The 22,761-nt window shown below is 45.5% G+C and carries 23 protein-coding genes and 3 pseudogenes; 14 read left to right on the plus strand and 12 right to left on the minus strand.

Annotated elements, in window-relative coordinates:
• A partial coding sequence (locus LJE11_RS14835; RefSeq protein ID WP_227296148.1) for an RNA-guided endonuclease InsQ/TnpB family protein occupies positions 1–833 on the plus strand: 833 nt, incomplete at its 5' end.
• Positions 834–1,004: 171 nt separating this feature from the next.
• On the opposite strand, the gene LJE11_RS14840 is transcribed toward LJE11_RS14835, so the two are convergent.
• The 5 genes from LJE11_RS14840 to cysD form a co-directional block, all read right to left on the minus strand.
• A complete protein-coding gene (locus tag LJE11_RS14840) occupies positions 1,005–2,522 on the minus strand; it encodes a 4Fe-4S dicluster domain-containing protein (protein WP_022380573.1) in 1,518 nt (505 codons plus the stop codon).
• 265 nt (positions 2,523–2,787) lie between these two features.
• Complete coding sequence (locus LJE11_RS14845; RefSeq protein WP_055059736.1) at positions 2,788–3,570, minus strand: hypothetical protein; 783 nt, start codon at positions 3,568–3,570, stop codon at positions 2,788–2,790.
• Between the two features lie 78 nt (positions 3,571–3,648).
• On the minus strand, positions 3,649–3,903 hold the full coding sequence (locus LJE11_RS14850; protein WP_008705184.1) for a hypothetical protein: 255 nt from the start codon (positions 3,901–3,903) through the stop codon (positions 3,649–3,651).
• Positions 3,904–4,572: 669 nt separating this feature from the next.
• A complete protein-coding gene (locus LJE11_RS14855) occupies positions 4,573–6,213 on the minus strand; it encodes a sulfate adenylyltransferase subunit 1 (protein ID WP_070102132.1) in 1,641 nt (546 codons plus the stop codon).
• Position 6,214: 1 nt separating this feature from the next.
• Entirely contained in the window at positions 6,215–7,114 is a 900-nt protein-coding gene (gene cysD / locus LJE11_RS14860; protein ID WP_118593742.1) for a sulfate adenylyltransferase subunit CysD, read from the minus strand.
• 45 nt (positions 7,115–7,159) lie between these two features.
• Between cysD and LJE11_RS20500 the strand changes: the two are divergent.
• A pseudogene (locus LJE11_RS20500) lies at positions 7,160–7,252 on the plus strand (DUF6783 domain-containing protein); the annotation flags it as partial.
• Here LJE11_RS20500 and LJE11_RS20505 read toward each other — a convergent pair.
• The 7 genes and pseudogenes from LJE11_RS20505 to LJE11_RS14890 all read right to left on the minus strand — a co-directional run.
• A pseudogene (locus tag LJE11_RS20505) lies at positions 7,220–7,306 on the minus strand (DUF6783 domain-containing protein); the annotation flags it as partial. The pseudogenes LJE11_RS20500 and LJE11_RS20505 overlap by 33 nt on opposite strands.
• Positions 7,307–7,363: 57 nt before the next feature.
• Positions 7,364–7,678: a 4Fe-4S dicluster domain-containing protein gene (locus LJE11_RS14865; RefSeq protein WP_008705189.1), complete on the minus strand. Its 315-nt coding sequence runs from the start codon at positions 7,676–7,678 to the stop codon at positions 7,364–7,366.
• Positions 7,675–9,420: an adenylyl-sulfate reductase subunit alpha gene (locus tag LJE11_RS14870; protein ID WP_055200945.1), complete on the minus strand. Its 1,746-nt coding sequence runs from the start codon at positions 9,418–9,420 to the stop codon at positions 7,675–7,677. The genes LJE11_RS14865 and LJE11_RS14870 overlap by 4 nt, the downstream gene beginning before the upstream one ends.
• Positions 9,421–9,531: 111 nt before the next feature.
• Complete coding sequence (locus tag LJE11_RS14875) at positions 9,532–10,590, minus strand: sulfate/molybdate ABC transporter ATP-binding protein (RefSeq protein WP_022379982.1); 1,059 nt, start codon at positions 10,588–10,590, stop codon at positions 9,532–9,534.
• A 1-nt stretch (position 10,591) separates the two neighbouring features.
• On the minus strand, positions 10,592–11,416 hold the full coding sequence (cysW, locus tag LJE11_RS14880; RefSeq protein WP_022379983.1) for a sulfate ABC transporter permease subunit CysW: 825 nt from the start codon (positions 11,414–11,416) through the stop codon (positions 10,592–10,594).
• Entirely contained in the window at positions 11,416–12,252 is an 837-nt protein-coding gene (gene cysT, locus LJE11_RS14885; protein ID WP_227219147.1) for a sulfate ABC transporter permease subunit CysT, read from the minus strand. Before cysT ends, cysW begins: the two co-directional genes overlap by 1 nt.
• Positions 12,253–12,322: 70 nt before the next feature.
• Positions 12,323–13,321, minus strand: coding sequence for a sulfate ABC transporter substrate-binding protein (locus LJE11_RS14890; protein ID WP_055053931.1), 999 nt, complete (start codon positions 13,319–13,321; stop codon positions 12,323–12,325).
• Between the two features lie 380 nt (positions 13,322–13,701).
• Here LJE11_RS14890 and LJE11_RS14895 point away from each other — a divergent pair, with 380 nt between their 5' ends.
• The 12 genes and pseudogenes from LJE11_RS14895 (at position 13,702) to mobQ (ending at position 22,745) form a co-directional block, all read left to right on the plus strand.
• On the plus strand, positions 13,702–14,064 hold the full coding sequence (locus tag LJE11_RS14895; protein ID WP_002584990.1) for a hypothetical protein: 363 nt from the start codon (positions 13,702–13,704) through the stop codon (positions 14,062–14,064).
• Between the two features lie 210 nt (positions 14,065–14,274).
• On the plus strand, positions 14,275–15,195 hold the full coding sequence (locus tag LJE11_RS14900) for a DUF6017 domain-containing protein (RefSeq protein WP_046921275.1): 921 nt from the start codon (positions 14,275–14,277) through the stop codon (positions 15,193–15,195).
• 14 nt (positions 15,196–15,209) lie between these two features.
• On the plus strand, positions 15,210–15,434 hold the full coding sequence (locus LJE11_RS14905; RefSeq protein ID WP_002584988.1) for a DUF5348 domain-containing protein: 225 nt from the start codon (positions 15,210–15,212) through the stop codon (positions 15,432–15,434).
• A 71-nt stretch (positions 15,435–15,505) separates the two neighbouring features.
• On the plus strand, positions 15,506–15,982 hold the full coding sequence (locus LJE11_RS14910; protein WP_046921244.1) for a PcfB family protein: 477 nt from the start codon (positions 15,506–15,508) through the stop codon (positions 15,980–15,982).
• Positions 15,979–16,275 (plus strand): annotated as a pseudogene (locus tag LJE11_RS14915) (VirD4-like conjugal transfer protein, CD1115 family); the annotation flags it as partial. The gene LJE11_RS14910 and the pseudogene LJE11_RS14915, both read left to right, overlap by 4 nt.
• 54 nt (positions 16,276–16,329) lie before the next feature.
• Positions 16,330–18,180 (plus strand): recombinase family protein, encoded by a 1,851-nt coding sequence (locus LJE11_RS14920; protein WP_055304249.1) that lies wholly within the window; start codon positions 16,330–16,332, stop codon positions 18,178–18,180.
• A 79-nt stretch (positions 18,181–18,259) separates the two neighbouring features.
• Positions 18,260–18,475, plus strand: a complete 216-nt coding sequence (locus tag LJE11_RS14925; RefSeq protein WP_055304251.1) for a transposon-encoded TnpW family protein — start codon at positions 18,260–18,262, stop codon at positions 18,473–18,475.
• Positions 18,476–18,609: 134 nt separating this feature from the next.
• Complete coding sequence (locus tag LJE11_RS14930) at positions 18,610–18,912, plus strand: hypothetical protein (protein WP_055304253.1); 303 nt, start codon at positions 18,610–18,612, stop codon at positions 18,910–18,912.
• 83 nt (positions 18,913–18,995) lie between these two features.
• On the plus strand, positions 18,996–19,556 hold the full coding sequence (locus tag LJE11_RS14935) for an RNA polymerase sigma factor (protein ID WP_055304255.1): 561 nt from the start codon (positions 18,996–18,998) through the stop codon (positions 19,554–19,556).
• Positions 19,553–20,575: a DUF4179 domain-containing protein gene (locus tag LJE11_RS14940; RefSeq protein WP_055304257.1), complete on the plus strand. Its 1,023-nt coding sequence runs from the start codon at positions 19,553–19,555 to the stop codon at positions 20,573–20,575. Before LJE11_RS14935 ends, LJE11_RS14940 begins: the two co-directional genes overlap by 4 nt.
• Before the next feature lie 112 nt (positions 20,576–20,687).
• Entirely contained in the window at positions 20,688–20,984 is a 297-nt protein-coding gene (locus tag LJE11_RS14945; protein WP_117628576.1) for a DUF3847 domain-containing protein, read from the plus strand.
• Between the two features lie 252 nt (positions 20,985–21,236).
• The gene (gene mobQ, locus LJE11_RS14950) at positions 21,237–22,745 is read left to right on the plus strand and encodes a MobQ family relaxase (protein ID WP_227194740.1); all 1,509 of its coding nucleotides are present in this window, start codon (positions 21,237–21,239) and stop codon (positions 22,743–22,745) included.
• The last annotated feature ends 16 nt before the right edge of the window (positions 22,746–22,761 follow it).

Here is a 22,761-nt window from a genome sequence, read left to right on the forward strand (position 1 = left end):
ATCAGATCCATGAAAACTTTCTTTACCTTGAAAATAAGATTTTCAGGGGCATGGACCAGATCAAACAGCTGCGGATCTATCCGCCGGAGAAGGGAAGCTGTAAAATTATTGTTGTTTATGAGGTTCCTGACCAGGAAGAACTTCCACAGAACGGACATGAACTGTCTATTGATCTGGGACTTCACAACCTTATGACATGTTATGATTCTGAAAATGGGAATACGTTTATTCTGGGCAGGAAGTATCTTGGATTGGAAAGATATTTCCATAAGGAGATCGCAAGGGTGCAGGCCCAGTGGTATGGACAGCAGTCCGGAAAGGGAGTCAAACATCCGACCACATCAAAACATATCAGGAAGTTATATAAGAGAAAACATGATTCAGTAACGGATTATCTGCACAAGGTCACAAGGTATCTTGCAGAATACTGCCGGGAACAGGGGATCACCTGTGTCATTGCAGGGGATATCCGGAATATCCGGAGAGAAAAAGACCTGGGACACAGGACAAACCAGAAGTTTCACAGCCTGCCGTATAACAGGATCTACATCATGCTGGAATATAAGCTGAAAAGATATGGGATCCGTTTTATAAAACAGGAAGAAAGTTATACCAGCCAGTGCAGTCCGCTGTCACCGAAAGTGGAGAAAAGATATGCAGAGCCGTCCAAACGGAAAGAGAGAGGGTTGTACAGAGATGGAAACAGAACCTATAACGCAGATGCCGTAGGCGCATATAATATCCTGAGAAAATATCACTCCGTATCCGGAGTAAAAAGAGAACTGTCCGTAACCGGACTGAAAACACCGGAAATAATAAAAGTAGCTGTATAGCTCTAAAGAGCAAACAGTAGTGGTGCCATGGATGCACCCTGAAAAAAGGCGGTATCCCGCCTTAATTCAGATGCTCTGGTAACTCAGTTGCCGAGTAATTCACTCTGCTATATACTGATTGCATTCAAACACTTGCAATCCATATAGGATTTCACTGATTCAGTCAGAATCTCACTCCACATCAAATTTCTCCAGGCTTTCCAGTCTTGCTCTGTATTTGGAGTCATAGGCATCTGTAAACGAAGCCTCTTTCTTCATTTTTTCGAGAGCTGCTGCTGCTTTTTTAACTGTCTGGATAGTACCGGCACCTGCTACACAGCCGCCCGGACATGCCATTCCTTCCAAAAGATATCCATTATATTTACCAATCTTGGCCATCTGGAGCATCTTCTTACAGTTCTGCAGACCTTCTGCATTCATTACCTTTACTTCCCGATCAGGATCAATACGCTTCACCGCATGGACAACCGCTTCTGCCACACCACCGCTGACTGCGAAACCTCTTCCGTCAGCACTGGCATGAAACAGTGGTTCTCCTTCCGGAATATCTTTCCAGTCCACGCCTTTGGCATCAAACATTCCTGCTACTTCCTCGAAGGTCAGCACAAAATCCACATAGCTGCGGATACTCTTACGGCTGGCTTCCAGCTTCTTGGCTGCACAGGGACCTACGAAAACGATCTTACAATCTGGTTCCTTCTGCTTGATCAGCCTTGCAGTGAGAACCATAGGTGTCAGTGCCATAGAGATACATTTCGCCTGTTCCGGGAATAATTTCTTAGCCATCATAGACCAGGACGGACAACAGGATGTAGCCATGAAAGGAAGTTTCTCAGGAACTTCTTCCAAAAAGTCCTTTGCCTCCTCCACTGTGCACAGATCTGCACCGACGGCAACCTCTCTTACATCTGTAAAGCCAAGTGCCTGAAATGCTCCCCGTATCTTATTATTCTCCATACCCGGAAACTGGCCTGCAATGGCAGGCGCCACGATTGCATACACCGGTGTTTCACTTTTTAATGCCATAATAGTCTGGAAAATCTGTCCTTTGTCTACAATAGCACTGAACGGACAACTTACCAGACATTGTCCGCAGGATACACATTTATCCTGATCAATCTCTGCTCTTCCATATTCATCAGAGCCAATAGCATTCATACCGCATGCCTTTGAACATGGACGTTCCTGTTTGATGATTGCATTATACGGACAGGCTTCCAGACACTTTCCGCATTTGATACAGGCATCTTCATCAATATGGGATCTGCCGCCTTCCATATGCACTGCTTTCTTTGGACAGACTTCCACACAGGGATGCTCCAGGCACCCCTGACAGCCCTCTGTGATCATTACCCTTTTTTCAGGGCAGGAATTACAGGCAAACTTGATCACATTGATAAGCGGCGGTTCATAATACTTTTCCTCAATAACGCTGGCCTCCACACCTTTGGAAATTGGCGCATGCTCTGTAACCTTTCTCAGTGACATCCCCATTGCAACGCGAAGTCTCTCACCAACTACCGCTCTTTCCAGAAAAATACTGTCACGATAAGTCGCAATTTCACCGGGTACGATCTTGTAGGGAAGCTCTTCCAGCATCTCCGGAGACTGGCCTTCATATGCCATCCTCGCAATTTCTGTAAAAATTTTGTGTCTGATTTCTGTTTTGGATGAATACAGTCCTCTCATTTTTTCCTCCTGATTTTCGATTCGGATAACTGTACGGCAATCCAATGCAGGGACACCGAACAATTTCCATTTATAATTTCATCACTGCTGCAATCAGCACACTCATTTTTCCTCCTGCTGAACTTTCAGCCACTTCACAGAGAAACGAAATTCCGCTCATTTCCGTTTCCTTATCTGCATATCATATCACCAAATGCTTCCAGGCTCAACACAACATCAGAATTTTCGCTGAATTGTCGCCCCCGAAGTTGCTGTTCATATGTTGTTATCCCCAGATTCCACTCATCTGTTCCTCCAGATGGTCCAAGATATAATTATAAATATCTACGGACACACTGTCCGGATAGTGGGTTCCGTCTACGGTGGAAAATCCCTCAGATACCAGATGGGAATATACGTCTATGTAGGTAACTCCACTCAGGCTTGCCTGCATTGCCGCGTTAAAACTTTCAATCTCCGCATTACTGCAATAGGGATCATTCTGCACCGGACCTACAGACACGAAATAAGTCTGCGCTCCTCTGTTCCCCCATTCAGCAGCTTTGGAATTAATATAACTGATGTAGTCATTGACATGATAAAGATCATTAACACCCATCAGGATAATAACCGCTGTATTGTCCTCAATCTGATCTTCTACCTGCGGCACTCCTGTAGATACCATCCAGTCATATCCCATAGAAGAAAGACAGGACCAAATGCTGTCATCGTTTACCGCATCCCTCAATCCCTCTGTTCTGGAATCTCCGATAAATACCAGTTTATCTGCGGAGATAGTGTCCGGATGGTCTGGCTTGCTTAAAGTTCCCTGGTCTGCCGGATTCTGTTTATCTGTCTCAGTTTCCTGCTCCGGTGTTGGAGTAGATGCAGGTATTGGTGTTGCTTCAGGCATTGGTGTTGCTTCAGGTTTTTGTGTCAGTGCCGATTTGGATTTCGGTGCCGGCGGACCTGCCACTTCTGCCCCATGGACATCTGAAAACATACAGACAGCTGCAATACATGCGGTTAATACGATTTGTCCGGTTCTATATTTTTTCGTAAATATCATTCCCTTCTGCAGTAATACTTACGTTACTTTTCACATATCTCAACTCCCTGGAGTGTGTTGCTGTGAACAGTAACATACTTACATCCCAGGCAGCATATCCGGCCATGAGAGGATTTCTCCGGAAATAATTTCCTCGTAATCTCCCTCAATATCCTGGCTTCTGCCTGCTTCGAACACGTTTGTCTCCGCTCCCCAGACACGATCTTCATATTCCCATATATGGAATCTCAGACCGCGAAACATAAAGTCGATGCTTCCGCATCCGTTTTCCTCTGTATATTCATAATGAATTTTCTTTGTTTTTAACGCTTCCTGTACTTTTTCCAAACGCATAAAATACCTCCTGATTATCTGTACAGTACCTTCTGTAATATAATACAGATAACTTTCACTGTAAAAAAATGTTCTCGTGTATACCCATCAAAAGTCAAACAGATATTCGCAATCCGCTTCGCTACACAGCTCTACATATGCTCTTAATCCTGACGCCATTATACAAAACGGATTATATCATACTCTGCTGCATAATATGTAATCTGAATGCCACTTCACAATTGCCGTTACTGTTCACTCCGTTCATAGTAACTTAGCCAAAATTCATTCCAGATTGCCTGTGGCAATGGAATTTTGGCTTGTATGTCTCGGGATTTTGGCATATTCATGCCAAAACACCTCGCGGGATAGTGGTGTGTGAACAGTAACCAATTGCCTATTCTACATTCTGATCGATATTCACTCATCTTTATTTCTGTCTTTTCTTCGTTGGTATCGCCAGGATGATGATCGTAGCAATTACAAACAAAGTTCCAAGCATCATCTCTTTTTTTGGTTTTGTTTACTTTCATTGTTCGTTTGCATATTTCTGTTATCTTTCCTGTCTGTATTATTATGGATTCTGAATATTTGAAAATAAGTATAATCCGCTGTAACGACACTTGTCAAGAAAACAAAATACCGCAGAGACTTTCTTTGTCTCTGCGGCGATTTATAGCCCTGTTATAATCAGATATAATTTCCATCATGTACACTCTGCACTGTAAATGCAGATTTCTTTTTCACGAAATCAATCGCATCTTTCACAGTGATTCCGTCAATCTGCCAGTTCGCATAGAAACCATCCAGAGTCTTTAATGTCTCGTCTTTTGCTGTATTTTCATCAAGAACAAGAAGTACGATCAGACCTGCTGCCTTAAGATGGCGGACAGTTTCTGCATAGTTTTCACTCGCTGCCGGATGATACAGATAGGTATGTTTTCCAAGTACAGTCAGTCCCTTTTCTACCTGTTCTGCAAAATCAAGAGTGATTCCTTCTTTACCGATCGGGAATTCCACTACTACCGGTGTCTGACCTTTCAGTCCTGCACGAACCTGCTCATCCACTTTTCCGATCTGGGATCTATCCTGAGAAACAAAGGTTTTTCTCACAACACCGCAGGCAGAAGTCATATTTGTGACACGATCTATCAGAATCAGCTCACCCAGTGTTCTGTGCCTGTCAAATTCGTCTACAACGATCTTCTCTGAGAATTCCAGAGTACAGGAAGCAATCTCATTTTTCTTTAAGGTATATGCGCTTTTCTTTTCACCTGTATTAACATCCACAGAATAATTGATCTTTGTAACCAGGCCGGGGATCATCTTTGTACCGATTTTTACAAAGAAGTTCTTGCCATCCGTAAGAGCATTGTCATCCATCCAGAGGATATCTGCTTCCACAGAGTCTGTAAGAACTGCGCCGGAATCAATGGTAAGTACACATCCGCGGGAAACATCTACTTCTCTGTCAAGCTGGATGGTAACAGGCTGTCCCTGTACAGCTTCCTGAACTTCTTTATCGCCAACAAGAATACTCTTTACATGAGCTTCTTCTTTACTGGGAAGAGTAGTCACAAGGTCGCCTGCCCTGATGGCACCATTTTCAATCTGTCCCTGGAATCCGCGAAACTCATGATTTGGTCTGCAGACTCTCTGTACAGGCATATAGAAGCCCTTCTCTGTATCTTCCTTAATGTCTACGGTTTCCAGATGGGAAAGAAGCGCCTCACCTTTATACCATGGCATATTGTCAGATTTGGTTGTAACGTTATCACCTTCTGTGGCAGATACCGGAATAATAGTTACATTGGCAAGTTTCAGTTCTTCTATCAGTGCTGCGATCTGACTCTCAATGTCGCGGAAACGTTTTTCATCATATTCAATAAGATCCATTTTGTTTACTGCAAATACAAAGTAACGGATTCCCATCAATGCGCAGATTCTTGCATGACGTCTTGTCTGTACCAGTACTCCCTGTGAAGCATCCACCAGGATAACTGCCAGATCTGCAAAGGACGCACCCACTGCCATGTTTCTTGTATATTCTTCATGTCCGGGTGTATCTGCAACAATGAAGCTTCTGTTATCTGTTGTAAAATAACGGTATGCAACATCAATGGTGATTCCCTGCTCACGCTCTGCCATAAGACCGTCCAGAAGAAGCGAATAATCAATGGCACCGCCTCTGCTTCCTACTTTGGAATCCAGCTCCAGGGCTTTCTCCTGATCTGCATAGAGAAGCTTTGCATCATAAAGAATATGTCCGATCAGAGTGGATTTTCCATCATCCACACTTCCGCATGTAATAAATTTCAATAATCCTTTCATTCTAGAAATACCCCTCTCTCTTTCTTCTCTCCATGCTGCCTGCTGCCTCGTGGTCGATCACCCTGCTGGTACGTTCAGAAGAAACAGCACTTAACGTCTCATCAATAATCTCATCCAGAGTATCTGCTTCAGATTCAATACCTCCAGTAAGCGGATAGCATCCAAGAGTACGGAATCTGACTTTTTTGTTTTCAATCTTTTCACCCGGACGGAGTTTTAATCTGTCATCATCCACCATAATGATATTTCCTTCTCTGTAGATGACCGGTCTTTCTTTCGCAAAATATAACGGTACAATTTCGATATTTTCACGCTGAATGTACTGCCAGATATCCTTTTCTGTCCAGTTGGAAATTGGGAATACTCGCATACTCTCTCCCTTCTGGATCTTAGTGTTATAAAGCTTCCACATCTCCGGTCTCTGGTTTTTCGGATCCCATGCCTGAGCTGAATTACGGAAAGAAAAGATTCTCTCTTTTGCTCTGGATTTCTCCTCGTCACGGCGGCCGCCTCCAAATGCCGCTGTAAATCCATATTTGGTCAGAGCCTGTTTTAACGCCTGTGTTTTCATGATATCTGTATATGCAGAACCATTGTCAAATGGATTGATTCCTGCCTTTACACCCTCTTCATTGGTGTAAACCAGCATATCAATTCCGTTTTCCTTTGCGATTCTGTCGCGGAATTCAATCATCTCATGGAATTTCCATGTAGTATCAATGTGAAGGAACGGGAATGGCGGTTTCTCCGGGTAAAATGCCTTCATCGCCAGATGGAGCATAACGGAGCTGTCCTTTCCTATAGAATAGAGCATAACCGGCTTTTCACACTCGGCTGCTACTTCTCGCATAATATAAATCGCCTCTGCCTCAAGCGCATCAAGATGAGATAAGTTACTCATTGCATTATCCTCCTCTGTTTGTTTATACTCGGAATCTTTTCGTACTTGAGCAAATACACTAGAGCGTGTCTGAAAAATCATTCCCGCAATCTGCACGCCCCACTTTGCGGTATATTTTGTCCGAATTCGGTTGTCGTAGCCCGCTACGACGCCCTCATCCGAACAAAATCTCCCATAAATTGTGACGCACATCTTGCGTAAAGCATTTTTCAAACACACTCTAAAGACTCTGAGAGTACATACTTATGTTTAATATTTATTAGCGTCTTTCTTATTAACCTGAATAGTGATTTTAGTGCCATCCGGCTTCTCCACTGTCCATGTGGAAATATCCGGTTTCTCTGATACAACCATACTTGCACCTCTGCCTCCCACATCAGCTCCAAGGAAGAAGCGGATGGCATCATGCCTGCATTCCTTAATACAGGAAGTACATCCCCAGCAGTCTCTTACCTGACGGATAAAGGCTTTGTTCTCTTTATCCTTTTTGATCAGATTTCCGGGACAGGCTTCGATACATCTGCCGCATCCTGCACATTTACTTTTCTGAATCCGAATGCTCATCTCTCACCTGCTCCTTTCTCTGCTGTATTCAAACCTGTATTTTCCTTTGTGATCAGGTCACGATATAAGATCTTAATCTCGCCGTTTTCCATACGGGAGTTTACATATTTCATCCACTCTTCGCTCTGCTGCGGGTAGTCTGTATTCTCTCCGAAACTATGCCATCTGGTTTCCTTTCTGGCTGCCAGATGTGCGATCACTGCCTGGCACACGATCAGTCGTTCGCGAAGTTCATAAATCTGCATCAGTTCATAAGTATCTGTTGCTGCCAGAGTGTCAACTACTGGCAACAATGCTGCAATCTTTTCATCTGCCTTTGCAAGACTCATCCCGCTGTATCTGTAGTCTGTACCGATTCCTCCTGCGTACTGATCCATGATCTTCTGCATGGCTTCCTCAAGCTGCTCTGCATTCATCAAAGAACGGGAAGCATTCAAATGTGATTCGTATTCTGCCTTCTTAACTATTGCAGTTTGAGACAGCTCCTGTTCTCCGCCACGCTCTAAAGCCTCTTCCTTATTTTCCGCTGCGATCCGGTCATCATCTTTGCCATTCAGATATTCCAAAATCGCCTCTGCTGCAATCTCACCTTCTGCCAGTGCGCCGGTTACATATTTCTGCGGACATCCTCCTGCTACATCTCCGGCTGCATATAAACCTTCAATAGTTGTAGCTCTGTTATTATCTACCCAGTAACCGCTGGCTGTATGTCCGCCTACAATATATGGCTCTGTGCCCTCAATCTCTACATTCTCTTCGGATGGTCCTTTTCCGGCTTCCATCCATTTCAGAGTCTGGGACGGTGCCATATTCAGGTAAGCTTTGTAAAGGTCCTGCTCCTGTTCTTTGGAAATACCTTCCGTTCTGAGATAACATGGACCGTTTCCTTCTCTGTTCTCCATGACTGTACCGTAAACTCGCTGGGAAGTTGTCAGACCATATTTTGTTTCATAAATATCACCATGTGCATTGACCTGTCTGGCCCCAACACCCTGAGCAATAGTTCCTGTAGGAGCAATCGTGTCCTTACATCTCAATGCAATGAAACGCATCTCAAAGGTTGTCATCTCCGCACCGGAAAGAAGTCCCATTGCATATCCTGCACCTGTGTTAAACGGAGGATACCACATCTTATGTCTGGAAAATCCCGGATTATTCGGTCTGTAAAGTCCCGCTGCACCACCTGTGGCACAAAGAACTGCTTTCGCATCAATGTCATAGAAAATATCCTCATTAACGCTAAATCCAACTGCGCCTGTGACTTTTTTGTTTTCTGTTTTATAATCTGTAATATTTACATGATTGAGAACCGTAACATTCTCCTGTTCAGCTGCCGCCTTTGCAAGGATTGGCTTCATATTTTCGCCATTGATCTTGATGTTTCGATTTCCTCTGGCAACATATTTTCCGTTTTCGTCCTTCAGGATGACCAGCCCCAGATCTTCCATCACCTTTGTCACATGATTCAGTCTCTCTGACATGGTAAGAAGAAGGTCTTCTCTTACGATTCCATGGGCATCCTTTTTGGCATAATCCACATAATCCTGTGGCACTCTGCCTTCTGTAATATATGCATTCAATGCATTCACGCCCGCCGCCAGACATCCGCTTCGCTTAATATTCGCTTTCTCTGCGATCAGAACTTTTCTGCCGCTTTTTTTGCCGATCACATAGGCTGCAAAGCATCCTGCCGTACCGCCGCCGATGATCAGCACATCTGTCCTGATTCTCTCTGTTCTCATTCTCTCTTACCCTTTCCTCCATACCAGTGTGCCAACAAGTTGATTTCCCGATCAGTCTTGCGTCTGAATTTCTTATTTCTTCATTGTCGTCAGTCGCCGCAGCCACCGCTGTCAGATAATTACAAAGTCATCCCTTACAGCCTCATTTTCGATCAGCTGTACACTGTCGCCTCTCAGTGCAAAAATCCTGTAAAGGAATACATTCACAGTCTCACCTTCCCGGATATCTGCTTTCTCCAGGCTTCTTCTGGCAGTTACTACGGAATTGTTGACTCTCACCTGAAGTTCCAGATTATCTCCCCTGAAAGAAACCCGTTCAACCACTCCCCGGGATACGGAAGTTTTGAACTTCTCCACCTCATCCAGTTTGGAGATTTTTACAAATTCCGGGCGGACAATGATCTTGTCTGCTCCTTCTGCCTGAGCAAAGGTATGGAAATCATCCGCATTTTTCAACACAGATGGCTGTCCGAAGAAGGACGCTGTAAAAGCTGTCTCAGGATTTCTGTAAACCCCTATGGGAGTTCCTTTCTGTTCGATCCGTCCTGCATTAGTGATAATAATCTCATCTGCTACTTCAATGGCCTCATCCTGATCATGAGTAACGAAAATACTGGTAATTCCCAGCTTCCCGATCATCTCTTTTAACCAGCTTCGCAGTTCCTGACGGATTTTTGCATCAATGGCTGCAAAGGGCTCATCCAGAAGCAGCACCTGGGGATTTGGAGCAAGGGCTCTGGCAAATGCCACCCTTTGCCTCTGACCGCCGGATAACTGGCTTGGATATCTTTTTTCCAGTCCTTCCAGCCCCACCAGTTTGATCAGCTCTCTGACTCTGGCATCAATTTTCTTCTTATCAGCCTTCTGAACCTTCAAACCAAATGCAACGTTGTCATAAACTGTCATATAGCGAAACAACGCATAATTCTGAAATACAAATCCAATCCCACGCTGACTGGCCGGAACATCATTTACCACTTTTCCATCAATAATGACCTCTCCGCTGTCCGGGGTTTCAAGACCTGCGATCATTCGAAGAATAGTTGTTTTTCCGCTTCCGCTTGGTCCCAACAGACCAATCAGTTTACCTTTCTCAATTCCGAGATTCACATTCCTTGATGCCTGGTAAGAACCATATGTCTTATTGATATTTTTTAACTCTACATACATATCAGGCTTCCTTCTTTCCTTTATATTCAATCAGGCTTCTGACTACCAGAATGATAACTGCCATGATCACAAGCAGTGAAGATACGGCAAATGCCGGAACATACTGAAACTCATTAAACAAAATCTCTACATGAAGAGGAAGTGTATTGGTCTTTCCTCTTAAATGTCCGGAAAGTACAGATACCGCTCCAAACTCTCCCATTGCTCTTGCCGTACAGAGCACAACTCCATACAGTAATGCCCATTTGATATGAGGGAATGTGATCTTCCAGAAAATGGTCCATCCACCTGCTCCCATCAGGGCTGCCGCTTCCTCCTCATCGCTTCCTTCTGCTTCCAGAACCGGAATCAGTTCTCTGGAAATAAAAGGAAAGGTTACAAATACAGTTGCAATAATGATTCCCGGTACAGAGAATACAACTTTAATCCCTAACTTCATGAGAAAAAAGTAAACAGGACTCTGTCGTCCGAAAATCAGAAGAAAGATCAAACCTGCAATAACAGGGGAAATAGTAACCGGAAGGTCGATCAGGGTAGTGAGAAGCTTTTTACCCCTGAACTGAAACTTCGTCAGTGCCCAGGCTGCAAAAACACCAAAAACAGTGTTAAAAACAACTGCAAAGAGTGTTGCCTTCACTGTAAGAAGAAGTGCTTTGATGGTGTACTCATCTGTCACTGCAGCTGCATAGACCTTCCATCCGCTCCGCAATGCTTCTGTGATCACAGTGATCAGAGGAAGAAGGAGCATGACTGCCAGAAACAGAACACTGATCCCGACAAGCAGCCATTTTGTAATTTTCTCCGAAGTCTTTTCATTGTTGTCCATCAGGCATTTCCTCCTCTTAAAATTCTTGCATTTCTCTGCTGTATCATACTGTTAAGAAACAGAATGAAAAATGAAACTGCCAACATCACAAGTGCGATTGCCGTTGCACTTGAATAATCAAATTCCTGAAGCTCTGACATAATAACCAGCGGTGTGATTTCTGTATAATAGGGTTTATTTCCTGCGATAAATACAACACTTCCATATTCACCCAGACATCTTCCGAACGCAAGTCCGGTTCCCGCAAAGATCGCGGGCTTCAGTTCCGGAAAAATGACCTTCCAGAAGATAGTTGTTTTCTTTGCTCCCAGCACTCCTGCTGCCTCGCTGTAAGAATTATCCATCTTTTCCAGAACCGGCTGTACACTTCGCACAACGAACGGTATTCCTACAAATATCATAGCCACTGTAATACCTATTCTTGTGTATGCGATCTTGATACCGAATCCTGCAAAAAAGCTGCCGACAATTCCCGAATCTGAGGTCAGGGATGTCAGTGCAATACCTGCTACCGCTGTGGGAAGAGCAAAGGGAAGTTCGATCACCCCATCCATAAGTCTCTTGCCCGGAAAATCATATTTCACAAGCACCCACGCAAGAATAGTTCCCATAATTCCATTTATTACTGCTGCTGCAAAAGCACATACAAAACTGGTATAAAAGGATGCCAGCACTCTGGCCCTTGTGATGGTTTCGATAAAATCTTTAAAACTCAGCTTCGCTGTGTAGACCACCAGGCTTGCCAGGGGAATCAGAACTACCAGACTCAATATGGAAATGGTAATTCCCATGGAGAGCCCAAACCCTGGAATCACCGGTTTATTTCTTTTTTTCATAATCAATTACCACCTCTCCTGTCTCATATATTCTGTCTGTGCTTATGCTCTTGCTTCATCTTGTCTTCCTTTATCTCTCATAAATCTGATCGAAAATTCCGCCATCTGTGAAATGTTTCTCCTGCACTTTATCCCATCCGCCATAATCACTGATATTTGCCAGATTTATATTCAGATCAAACGTATCACTGTGCTTCTTCAGGATTTTCTCATTGGTGGGGCGGAAATAATTCTCTGCTGCAATCTCCTGTGCTTCGTCGGAATACAGATAATTCAAATACTCAGTTGCCACATCTCTTGTATCTCTGTAATCCACCACTTCATCTACCACCGCCACAGAAGGCTGTGCCAGAATGCTTACGCTTGGAGTAACAATCTCATACTCATCCGGATAATCCCGCATGGATAGATAAGCTTCATTTTCCCACGCAACCAGCACATCTCCTTGTCCGTTCTCCACGAAAGAGGTCGTTGCGCCTCTTGCGCCTGAGTCAAGAACCACCACATTCCGGTAAAGTTTCTTGATAAATTCCTTCATCTGCGCTTCATCGCCACCATACTTTTTATCTGCGTAAGCCCACGCTGCCATGTAGTTCCATCTGGCACCGCCGGAGGTTTTCGGATTTGGTGTTACTACTCCCACTCCTTTTTTCGTCAGGTCGTCCCAGTCTTTGATATCCCTGGGATTTCCTTTCTTCACCAGAAATACGATAGTGGATGTATAAGGAGAACTGTCATTATCAAATTTATCTTTCCATCCTGCCTTGATCAGCCCTGCGTTTTCAATAGACTCAATATCATATTCCAGTGCCAGGGTTACCACATCTGCATCCAGACCATTGGCTACCTCAAGTGCCTGTTTCCCTGAACCGCCATGGGACTGTATCACTTCCACATCATCCCCGGTCTTCTCCTTCCAGTGGTCTTCAAATATTTTATTATACTGTTCAAACATCTCTCTGGTAGGATCATAGGAAACATTAGTGATAGACACCGTTTTTCCAAAAGCCTGTACCGGCATCAGTGCCAGTACAACTGCAAGACCAAAGGCAAATAATTTTCTGATCATGTTTCATCTCCTTTAAAGTACCAGTAGTTTTTTGCATTCTCTACTTTTCATAGTTATTCGATATGTTTTATATGATATTACAAGAAATGACAGAATTTGTCAATAGTGTATTAAAATAAGTACAATTTATGTTGTGTAGATAAGAACACAAAAAAGCAGCATCCTGAAATACAGAATGCTGCAGTCAAAATTACATATTTTTTATTGATTTGATAGCCGGAAATCTTCTTATAAGCCCGCGCAAGTGTTTATAAAACCTTGCGAAAATGGCTTAAAATCAAGGTTTTCCGCGTATCGTCATTTATCTTGCCGTATCTCCGTATAAGATGATTTTGTAAGACCGGGCACCATTTTGGCACCACAGATTATAGGAGGACGACATGAAAAACGTACTTTTAGACAAGGGTATTATACTCCCGTCCGGCGAAATCAGCAAGGATAAGGTAAACCTTGTAACCGGAGCAATCACGCAGCCATTCGCAGAAATGGTATGGGTAACGACAGGCGGCGACATGGAAACCGTAAACCGCTTGACCGACGTACTTGTTACCATGAACACCCCCGCCGACCGGGGAAAGCTGTTCAAAATCATAAAAATGCTCTATGGGCTTATGGGCTTGCCCTTTTCCGAGGAAGCCGAGCCTATGGACGCAGACCCCGCCGTTTTGGAATACTTCATTTTTTCCTTTACGGCAGACTTTGGCGAAGTCATACAAGACCTCATAGCCGAAGAAGCAGAATAACGCACCGCACAAGCGGCGTTTCTCACTTCCCACAAGGAAGAACAGGAACGCCGCTTTTTTCATGCCCTTTGTTACGCAGTAGGCATGAAAAAGCCCTTGATTTACGCGGCTTTGTGGGCGCGGTTTTCAGCGGATAAGGGATTGATACCTAAACCCTCAAAATCGCGTTTCTATTGCGTAACAGGTATGCAGCAAAGGAGTGATGAAGCTATGGCAGTTTTCAGAGTGGAGCGCAACAAGGGCTATACGGTTATGAGCAACCACCACCTACGGAACAAAGAGCTATCCCTAAAGGCAAAGGGGCTGCTATCGCAAATGCTGTCCTTGCCGGAGGATTGGGACTATACCCTTGCGGGGCTGTCCTTTATCAACCGGGAGAAAATCGACGCTATCCGGGAAGCCGTTAAGGAACTGGAACGCGCCGGATATATCGTGCGTTCAAGGGAGCGCGACGAGAAAGGACGCTTGCGCGGCACAGACTATGTAATCTTTGAGCAGCCGCAGACCCCGCCTGTATCGGATTTACCTACATTGGAAAATCCAACATTGGATAATCCAACGTTGGAAAAACCTACGCAGGAAAAACCTACGTTGGAAAATCCAATGCAATTAAATAAAGATATACAAAAGACTGACTTACCCAAAAAAGAAAAATCAAATACGGATTTATCAAGTACCGATTCCATTCCTATCCATTCCCTAAATCCCTTGCCTTACGACGGGGAAGCGGCTACGCCGCCGGAACGGAAACGAAAGGAAGCGACAGACGCATACAGCGTTTATGAGGAAATCATCAAGGACAATATCGAGTACGACCATTTTGTACGCTACGGGCAGGTAGACAAAGACCGCTTAGACGAAATTGTTTCGATTATCCTTGAAACGGTATGCAGCAAGAGAAAGACAATCCGTATCGCCGGGGACGATTACCCGGCAGAGCTTGTCAAGGCAAAGTTTATGAAGCTGAACAGCAGTCACATTGAATTTGTCTTTGACTGCATGAAAGAGAATACCACCAAAATCCGCAATATCAAACAGTACCTTAAAGCGGTGCTGTTCAATGCGCCGAATACCATTGACAGCTACTATACCGCCCTTGTCGCTCACGATATAGCGACAGGCAAAATCTAAAGGAGGATTACCACATGGCACAGAAAACAGGAGCTTTGATTTTTGACGAACAGACCGACCGCTACGACATTCGTTTTGACATTGCCGACTATTACGGCGGTTTGCATTGCGGGGAGTGTTTCGACGTATTCACAGGCGGCAAATGGAAGCCGACCCGCATTGAAATGAGCGCGGCGCAGGAATGGTACCTTGTGGGTATCCGCGCCGAGGATTTGAACGGCTTGCGCGTCCGTATCTAAAGCCTATGGGCGGCTACCGCAGCGGCGTACCACCCTAACACTATCAGACTACCGCGAAAGGAGGACGGTAAATGCAAGATGAAATCAACGAAAAGACCATAGCCCTTTACATCAAGACCGGGAAGCTGACCGCGCAGACGCTTCAAAAGGCTATGAAAACGCTGCTTGCACAGATGAAGAAGCAGAAAGACAAAACGCCGCAGGGCAAGCAGACCTTAAAGCAGCTTATGAAGCAGAACGCGGGCGTTTCCAACATTGAGATTACCGAGGGCAATATCAAAGCCTTTGAGAGTACGGCGAAAAAGTACGGTATCGACTTTGCGCTGAAAAAGGACACGACAGAAAGTCCGCCCCGCTACCTTGTATTTTTCAAAGGGCGCGACGCTGACGTGCTGACCGCAGCCTTTAAGGAATTTTCCGCAAAGAAGCTGACACAGGAGAAAAAGCCCTCTATCCGCAAGCTGCTTTCCTCTCTGAAAGAAAAGGCGGCGGGCTTAAACGCACAGCGGGACAAAGTAAAGAACAAGGACAGGGAGGTATCGCTATGAAGCAGGAAGTTAAAAAGCTGCTTATCCTCAATCTGCCTTATCTGCTCTTTGTCTATCTCTTTGACAAGATAGGCGCAGCAATACGCCTTACCCCCGGCGCAGACGCAAGCGAAAAACTCTTGCAGCTTGGTACAGGCTTTGCCGCTGCCTTTTCCAGTATCGCGCCGAGCCTGCACCCCGCCGATCTGCTTATCGGCGTTGCGGGGGCGGTCATTATCCGGCTTGCCGTTTACATGAAAGGCAAAAACGCGAAGAAATACCGAAAAGGCATGGAATACGGTTCCGCGCGTTGGAGTGCATAATCTTAACTGTAAACAACGACTTTATGGACGCAGGAGGATATGCACATGAGCAATTACAATAAAATCACAGCCCTTTACTCCCGCCTTTCCGTAGGCGACGAAGACAGGGACGGCGGCGAGAGCAACAGCATACAGAACCAAAAAATCTTTTTAGAGAACTACGCCAAAGGACAGCACCTAACCAATATCCGCCACTACATTGACGACGACGAAAGCGGCAGGTTCTTTGACCGTTCCGCTTATTCCCGCATGATTGAAGATGTGGAAAGCGGCAAAATCGGTGTCTGCATTATGAAAGACCTTACCCGCTGGGGGCGCGACTATCTCCAAGTTGGCAACGCTATGGAGATTTTCAGACGGAACAATGTACGCTTTATCGCAGTCAACAACGGTATAGACAGCGAAAACCCCGACACATTAGAGTTTGCCCCCTTTATCAATATCATGTCGGAGTGGTACGCAAAGGACATCAGCAAGAAAGTGAAAACGGGCATTAAGACCAAAGGCATGAGTGGAAAGCCGATTGCCACCGAAGCCCCTTACGGCTATATCAAAGCCCCGGACAACAAGGATTTTTGGATAATCGACGAGGAAGCCGCCGAGGTTGTACGCCTTATTTTCCGTCTGTTTTTGGACGGGAAAAACCGAAACCAAATCGCCGTATATCTGACACAGGAGCAAATCCCAACCCCCACTTTCTACATGAAAGACCGCGGGCGGGGAACTTGTAAAAATAAGACGCTCAACGAGGATAACCGTTACAAGTGGAACAAAGCCACGCTGACCCATATCCTCACGCGGCAGGAGTATTGCGGCGATGTAGTCAACTTCAAGACCACAAAGCATTTCCGGGATAAGCGAAACCACTATGTAGACAGAAGCCAGTGGCACATCACAGAAAATGTGCATGAGCCGATTATTGACCGCACCGACTTTGAAAATGTGCAGCGGATTTTGGAAAACGCACCTGTCAAACGCCCCAACGGGGACGGAGAAATCCACCCTCTGTCCGGCTTGCTTTTCTGTAAAGACTGCGGTGCAAAAATGCACATTCGCATAGATTACCGAAACGGCGGCAAGCGCCATGTTGCCTATTGCAGCGAGTACCACAAGGGAAAAGCCAAAAATCCCAAGTGCAGCTCCCCGCACATCATGGACGCGGATCTGCTTATGCAGACCGTCGCAGATGTGCTGAAAAAAATCGCGGAATACTCTATCAGCAACCGGGCAGAGTTTGAAGCCTTAGTGAAAAAGAGCCTTGCCATGCAGCAGACCGACAAGACAAAGAAACAGCAGAAGCGTATCCCGCAAATCACGACGCGCCTTGAACAGATTGACAAGGTGCTGAATAAACTTTATGAGGACAACGCGCTGGGTACTATCCCACAAGACCGCTATGAGCAGATGTCGCAGAAGTATTCCGAAGAATACTACTCACTGAAAGCCGAGCTTGAACAGCTTAGGGAACAGCTATCCGCTTTTGAGAACGCGGGAGGACGGGCGCAGAAGTTTGTAAAGCTGATAGACCGTTACGCTGACTTTACCGACCTTACCCCGACTATCCTCAACGAGTTTATCAGCCGGATTGAAGTGCATGAGCGTGACAAGAAAAGGGCGAAACAGGCTATTCAGCATATCGGGATATATTTTAACCATATCGGCAGATTTGAAAATGAACTGACACAGCTTGCAGAGCCGACAGAGCAGGAAATCCGGCAAATGCGTGAGGAAATCGAAGAAGCAAGAAAGGAAAAGAGCCGCGCCTACCACCGCAACTATTCAAGAGAATACCGGGCGAGAAATCTTGAAAAGAGGCGGGAGTACGACCGTATCAAAGCGCGGGAATATCGGGCGAAGAAAAAGGCGCAGGCTGCCGCCGCACTGTCCGCACCATAAAACAGAATAGCAACATCATAGAGGGATTTTCCGAACTACGGGAAGTCCCTTTTTTACGCCCGGAGAAAGGAGTAACCTATTGACAGAAAAGAAAGGAACACCCACCCCGCCGACCAAACCGGACGGAGTTATCACGACACAGAGAAACGGGCAGACCATTGTTGCGGAGCTGTTTTTTAACCACAACGCCACAGAAACATTCTCCGACAAGCTGCTGAAAACGATACTTGCCGACAGTCTGCGTTTTTCTGCGTCTGACGGTCAAGAGCCGGAAAAAACAGAAATCTTGCGATAACAGCCGCCCCGACGATACATTCCCCGTTTGGGCGGTTTTTATCGTCAAAAACGCAGTTTTCCCCAAGTCAAGAGCCGAGGAAAACACCCGAAAAACACCCCTATTGCGTAACAGGGACGCAGAAAGGAGCTTGCATGAGAACAGGGCTTACCAAACAGGAAAAGACCACCGATATATGGTTTGACGAGAAAGACCCCCTTATCCATATCCGCACCCACAACACCAACCTCAAAAAGCGGCTTGCCGCTTATGCCGAGCAGTACCCCGACGAGTGCTACCAGACCGACACAGACCACGAAACAGGCTGCATGGAGTTTGATATTGCAAAGGGGCGTTTCTCTTTCCGTCTGACCGCCCCATACAATGAGCAACGCCGGAGAGCCGCCAGCGAAGCGGCGAAAGCTAACGCAAGCAATCTCACGCGAAGTGTGGTATAATTTTTTGAAAAAGTTTGAGATTTGATGTAGTATTCGTCGTTAAAACCGTAGTATATAGGTGAAGCCGGAGAGGAGGCGGTGCAATGATAGAGGATGAAAAAATCATAGAAATGTTTTTTGAACGTTCAGAACAAGGCATACGGGAGTTGGATATAAAATACGGAACAGTCTGCCACAATCTTTCCTATCATATCGTAGGAAGTAGGCAGAACGCAGAGGAATGTGTAAACGACGCTTATTTAGGTGTATGGAACACTATTCCCCCTGCACGACCTAACCCACTTTTATCCTATGTTCTGAAAATCGTTCGGAACATTTCAATCAAAATTTATTGGAGAAAGGAAGCAGCCAAACGAAGCAGCCATTACACGATTGCTTTGGAGGAAATTGAAACCTATGTAGCAGATACTCACACAGTAGAAGCAGAAATTGAAGCTAAAGAATTAGCCCGTATCATTGAAAGTTTTTTAGATACGCTGACTACTGAAAACCGCGTTATTTTCATGCGCCGCTATTGGTTTTCTGACAGCTACAAAGACATAGCCGAGGTTGTGGGGCTTTCAGAGAAAAATGTCTCTGTCCGGCTGACCCGTATCCGCGAAAAGATGAAACAATATTTAATTGAAAGAGAGGTCTTTATATGAACGCAAAGAAGTTTTCCGACGCTATGAGCGAGCTTGACAACAAATACATTGACGAAGCCCTTAACTATAAGAAAAAGGTCAAGAAGCCCATTTGGATTAAATGGGGAGCTATGGTAGCCAGTTTGCTCCTTGTTTTTACCATGTCTGTTCCAGCATTAGCGGCAGCAGATTTTGGACCAGCTTATAATCTACTCTACAAGGTATCTCCGGCAATTGCCCAAAAGTTAAAGCCTGTTAGTATGTCCTGCGAGGATAATGGGATTAAGTTTGAAGTAATTTCGGCTTATGTTGAGGGTAGCGAAGCAAAGATTTTTATTTCCGTACAAGATATTGACGGAGATAGAATTGATGAAACGACAGATTTGTTTGATAGCTTTAGTATCAATACACCTTTTGATTGTAGCAGTTCGTGTGAAAATATAAGCTATGACACCGAAACAAAAACCGCCACTTTCCTAATTTCTATATCACAATGGAATGAAAAAGACATTATTGGTGAGAAAATTACTTTTTGTGTCCGAGAAATGCTGAGCAATAAGCAGGAATATGATGCGATATTGACAGATTTGGATTTGACCCAAATTAGTGCTACACCAAAAACAATTACCCCGACTCAAATTTGGGGTGGTGGGGGAACAAACTACAATGAAATGGAAAACAATTTTCAGGCATTGAAAACAACAGGTATTCTGTGTTCCCCTATTGCTGAGGTAGATATTACAGCCATGGGATATGTGGATGGGAAATTGCATATACAAGTCAAGTACGAGGATAGTTTAGAAACGGATAATCATGGCTATATCTATTTCAAAAATGACAAAGGAGAGGAAATCCACTGTATCGCAAATATTGCATTTTCTACTGATAGTGAACATCAAGAACGGTATGTGGAATATGTTTATGATTTGTCAGATGTTGATTTAACCCAATATAAAGTATATGGATATTTTGTTACGAGCGATACACATATCGAAGGAAATTGGAGTGTTACTTTCCCTTTAGAAAGCATAAGTCAATAAGTTTTCGTAGTTACCGATATAAATACAAACCAAATAATTCAATGAGAGCAGCCTTTTTCACACAAAAACGGCTGCTCTTTTCTATGCTATGAGCAGAAAGGAGCGATCAACCATGACAAAGCCAAGAGAGAAAACCCGCGAGGAACTGCAAGCCGAAATCGAGGACGGAAAAAAGAAAATCCGGCAGTTTGAGAACCGGGAAAAGGTGCTGCGGCAAAAGCTGTCGCAAGAGGAACGCCGGACACGCAGCCACCGCCTTATTGTCCGAGGCGCAGTCTTTGAAAGCATTGTGCCGGAAGCAAAGAACATGAGCGACGAGGAAGCCGCAGCACTTCTTAGGTTTGCACTGACGAGTGAGCTGGTACGGGAATATCTGAAAAAACGAGCCGAGAACGGGAACGCTGAATAAATCCCTTAGACACTAAGGGCGCACTTATACACCCTAACGGGCGTGTGCGCTCTGCCGAGGGCTTTATCTTAAGCACAGGGATTTTACCCCGCGCTACGATTGGCGGCTTTGCCGCAGACAGGGGACGCTACACTTCCCCTGCGACAGCTTGCGCTGTCTACCCTTTTGTGTACTTGCGGAAACCGAACACCTTGCTACGCAAGCTATTCATTTTCCACAAGTTTTATATCCGCTATACTGGAGGTGATACCCATAGCCATTTACCATTGTAACATCAGCATAGTCAGTCGGGGCAAAGGCAAATCAGCAGTTGCCGCAGCCGCCTACCGAAGCGGCGAAAAGCTGACAAACGAGTGGGACGGAATGACCCACGACTACACCCGCAAAGGCGGCGTTGTCCATACCGAAATCATGCTGCCGCCCCATGCCCCGCCCTCTTTCTCTGACCGTTCTACCCTATGGAACAGCGTGGAACTTTATGAGAAAGCCGGGAACGCCCAGCTTGCGCGTGAGATTGACGCAGCACTCCCCATAGAATTATCACGAGAGGAACAGATACGGCTTGTCCGGGAATACTGTTCCTCTCAATTTGTTTCTAAAGGAATGTGCGTGGATTTTGCTATCCATGACACCGACAGCGGCAACCCCCATTGTCATATCATGCTGACCATGCGACCACTTGACGAGCGCGGCGCGTGGGCGGCGAAGTCTAAAAAGGAATATGACCTTGATGAAAACGGGGAGCGCATACGCTTGCCGAATGGCAGATACAAGACCCACAAGGTTGACCTCACAGGCTGGAACGACAAAGGCAACGCCCTCTTGTGGCGCAAAGCGTGGGCTGATATTTCAAACAGCTATCTTGAACGCGCCGGAAGCACAGAGCGTATCGACCACCGCAGCAACGCCGAGAGAGGAATTGACGAGATACCTACTGTCCACATGGGCGTAGCCGCCTGTCAAATGGAGAAGAAAGGCATAGCCACCGAGAAAGGCGAACTGAACCGGGCTATCCGCAAATCAAACAGACTGATAAAGGAAATCCGGGCGCAGATCGGCAACCTCAAAGAATGGATTGCCGGACTGCTTGCGGCGTGGGAAACTTCCCCAAGAAAACAACAACCGCCAAAATCTCCGAACCTTGCAAATCTTCTGATGAAGTATTTGGGCGTTCAGAGGGAAAAGAGCCGGAAGTATTCGCAGAGCTGGCAGCACCAACACGCAGCCGACGAACTGAAAACCATATCACAGGCAGCCAATTATCTTGCGGAGCATGGTATCTCTACACTTGACGAGTTGGACGCTTCTCTTTCCTCTGTCAGTGATGAAGCCTTTTCTATCCGGGAGGGAATGAAAGCCGCCGAGCAGCGCATGAAAGAGCTGCAAAAGCTGATAGAGAACGGAGAGAATTATTTGCAGTATAAGCCCATTCATGCCGAACTAAAAAAGCTGAAAAACGGCTGGACGAACAAACGGGATAAGTATGAGGAAGCCCACCGCGCCGAGCTGACCTTATGGAACGCAGCAAGCCGCTATCTCCATGCAAATCTGACGGATACAAAGACGCTGCCTATCTCCAAATGGAAACAGGAATACGCCGACCTCAAAGAGCAGAGAGATACTGACTACACCAAACTGAAAGCTACCCGCGCCGAAGTTGCCGAGCTTCAGAAGATACGCAAGTGCGTCGATATTGCGCTGAAAGCCGAGCAGCCGGAGCAAACACAGAGCCGCACCAAGCGGCACGATATAGACCGCTGAAAGGAGTTGAAATTTT

It is taken from the genome of Blautia sp. DFI.1.216, from assembly GCF_020594215.1.
Taxonomy (GTDB): domain Bacteria; phylum Bacillota; class Clostridia; order Lachnospirales; family Lachnospiraceae; genus Blautia_A; species Blautia_A wexlerae.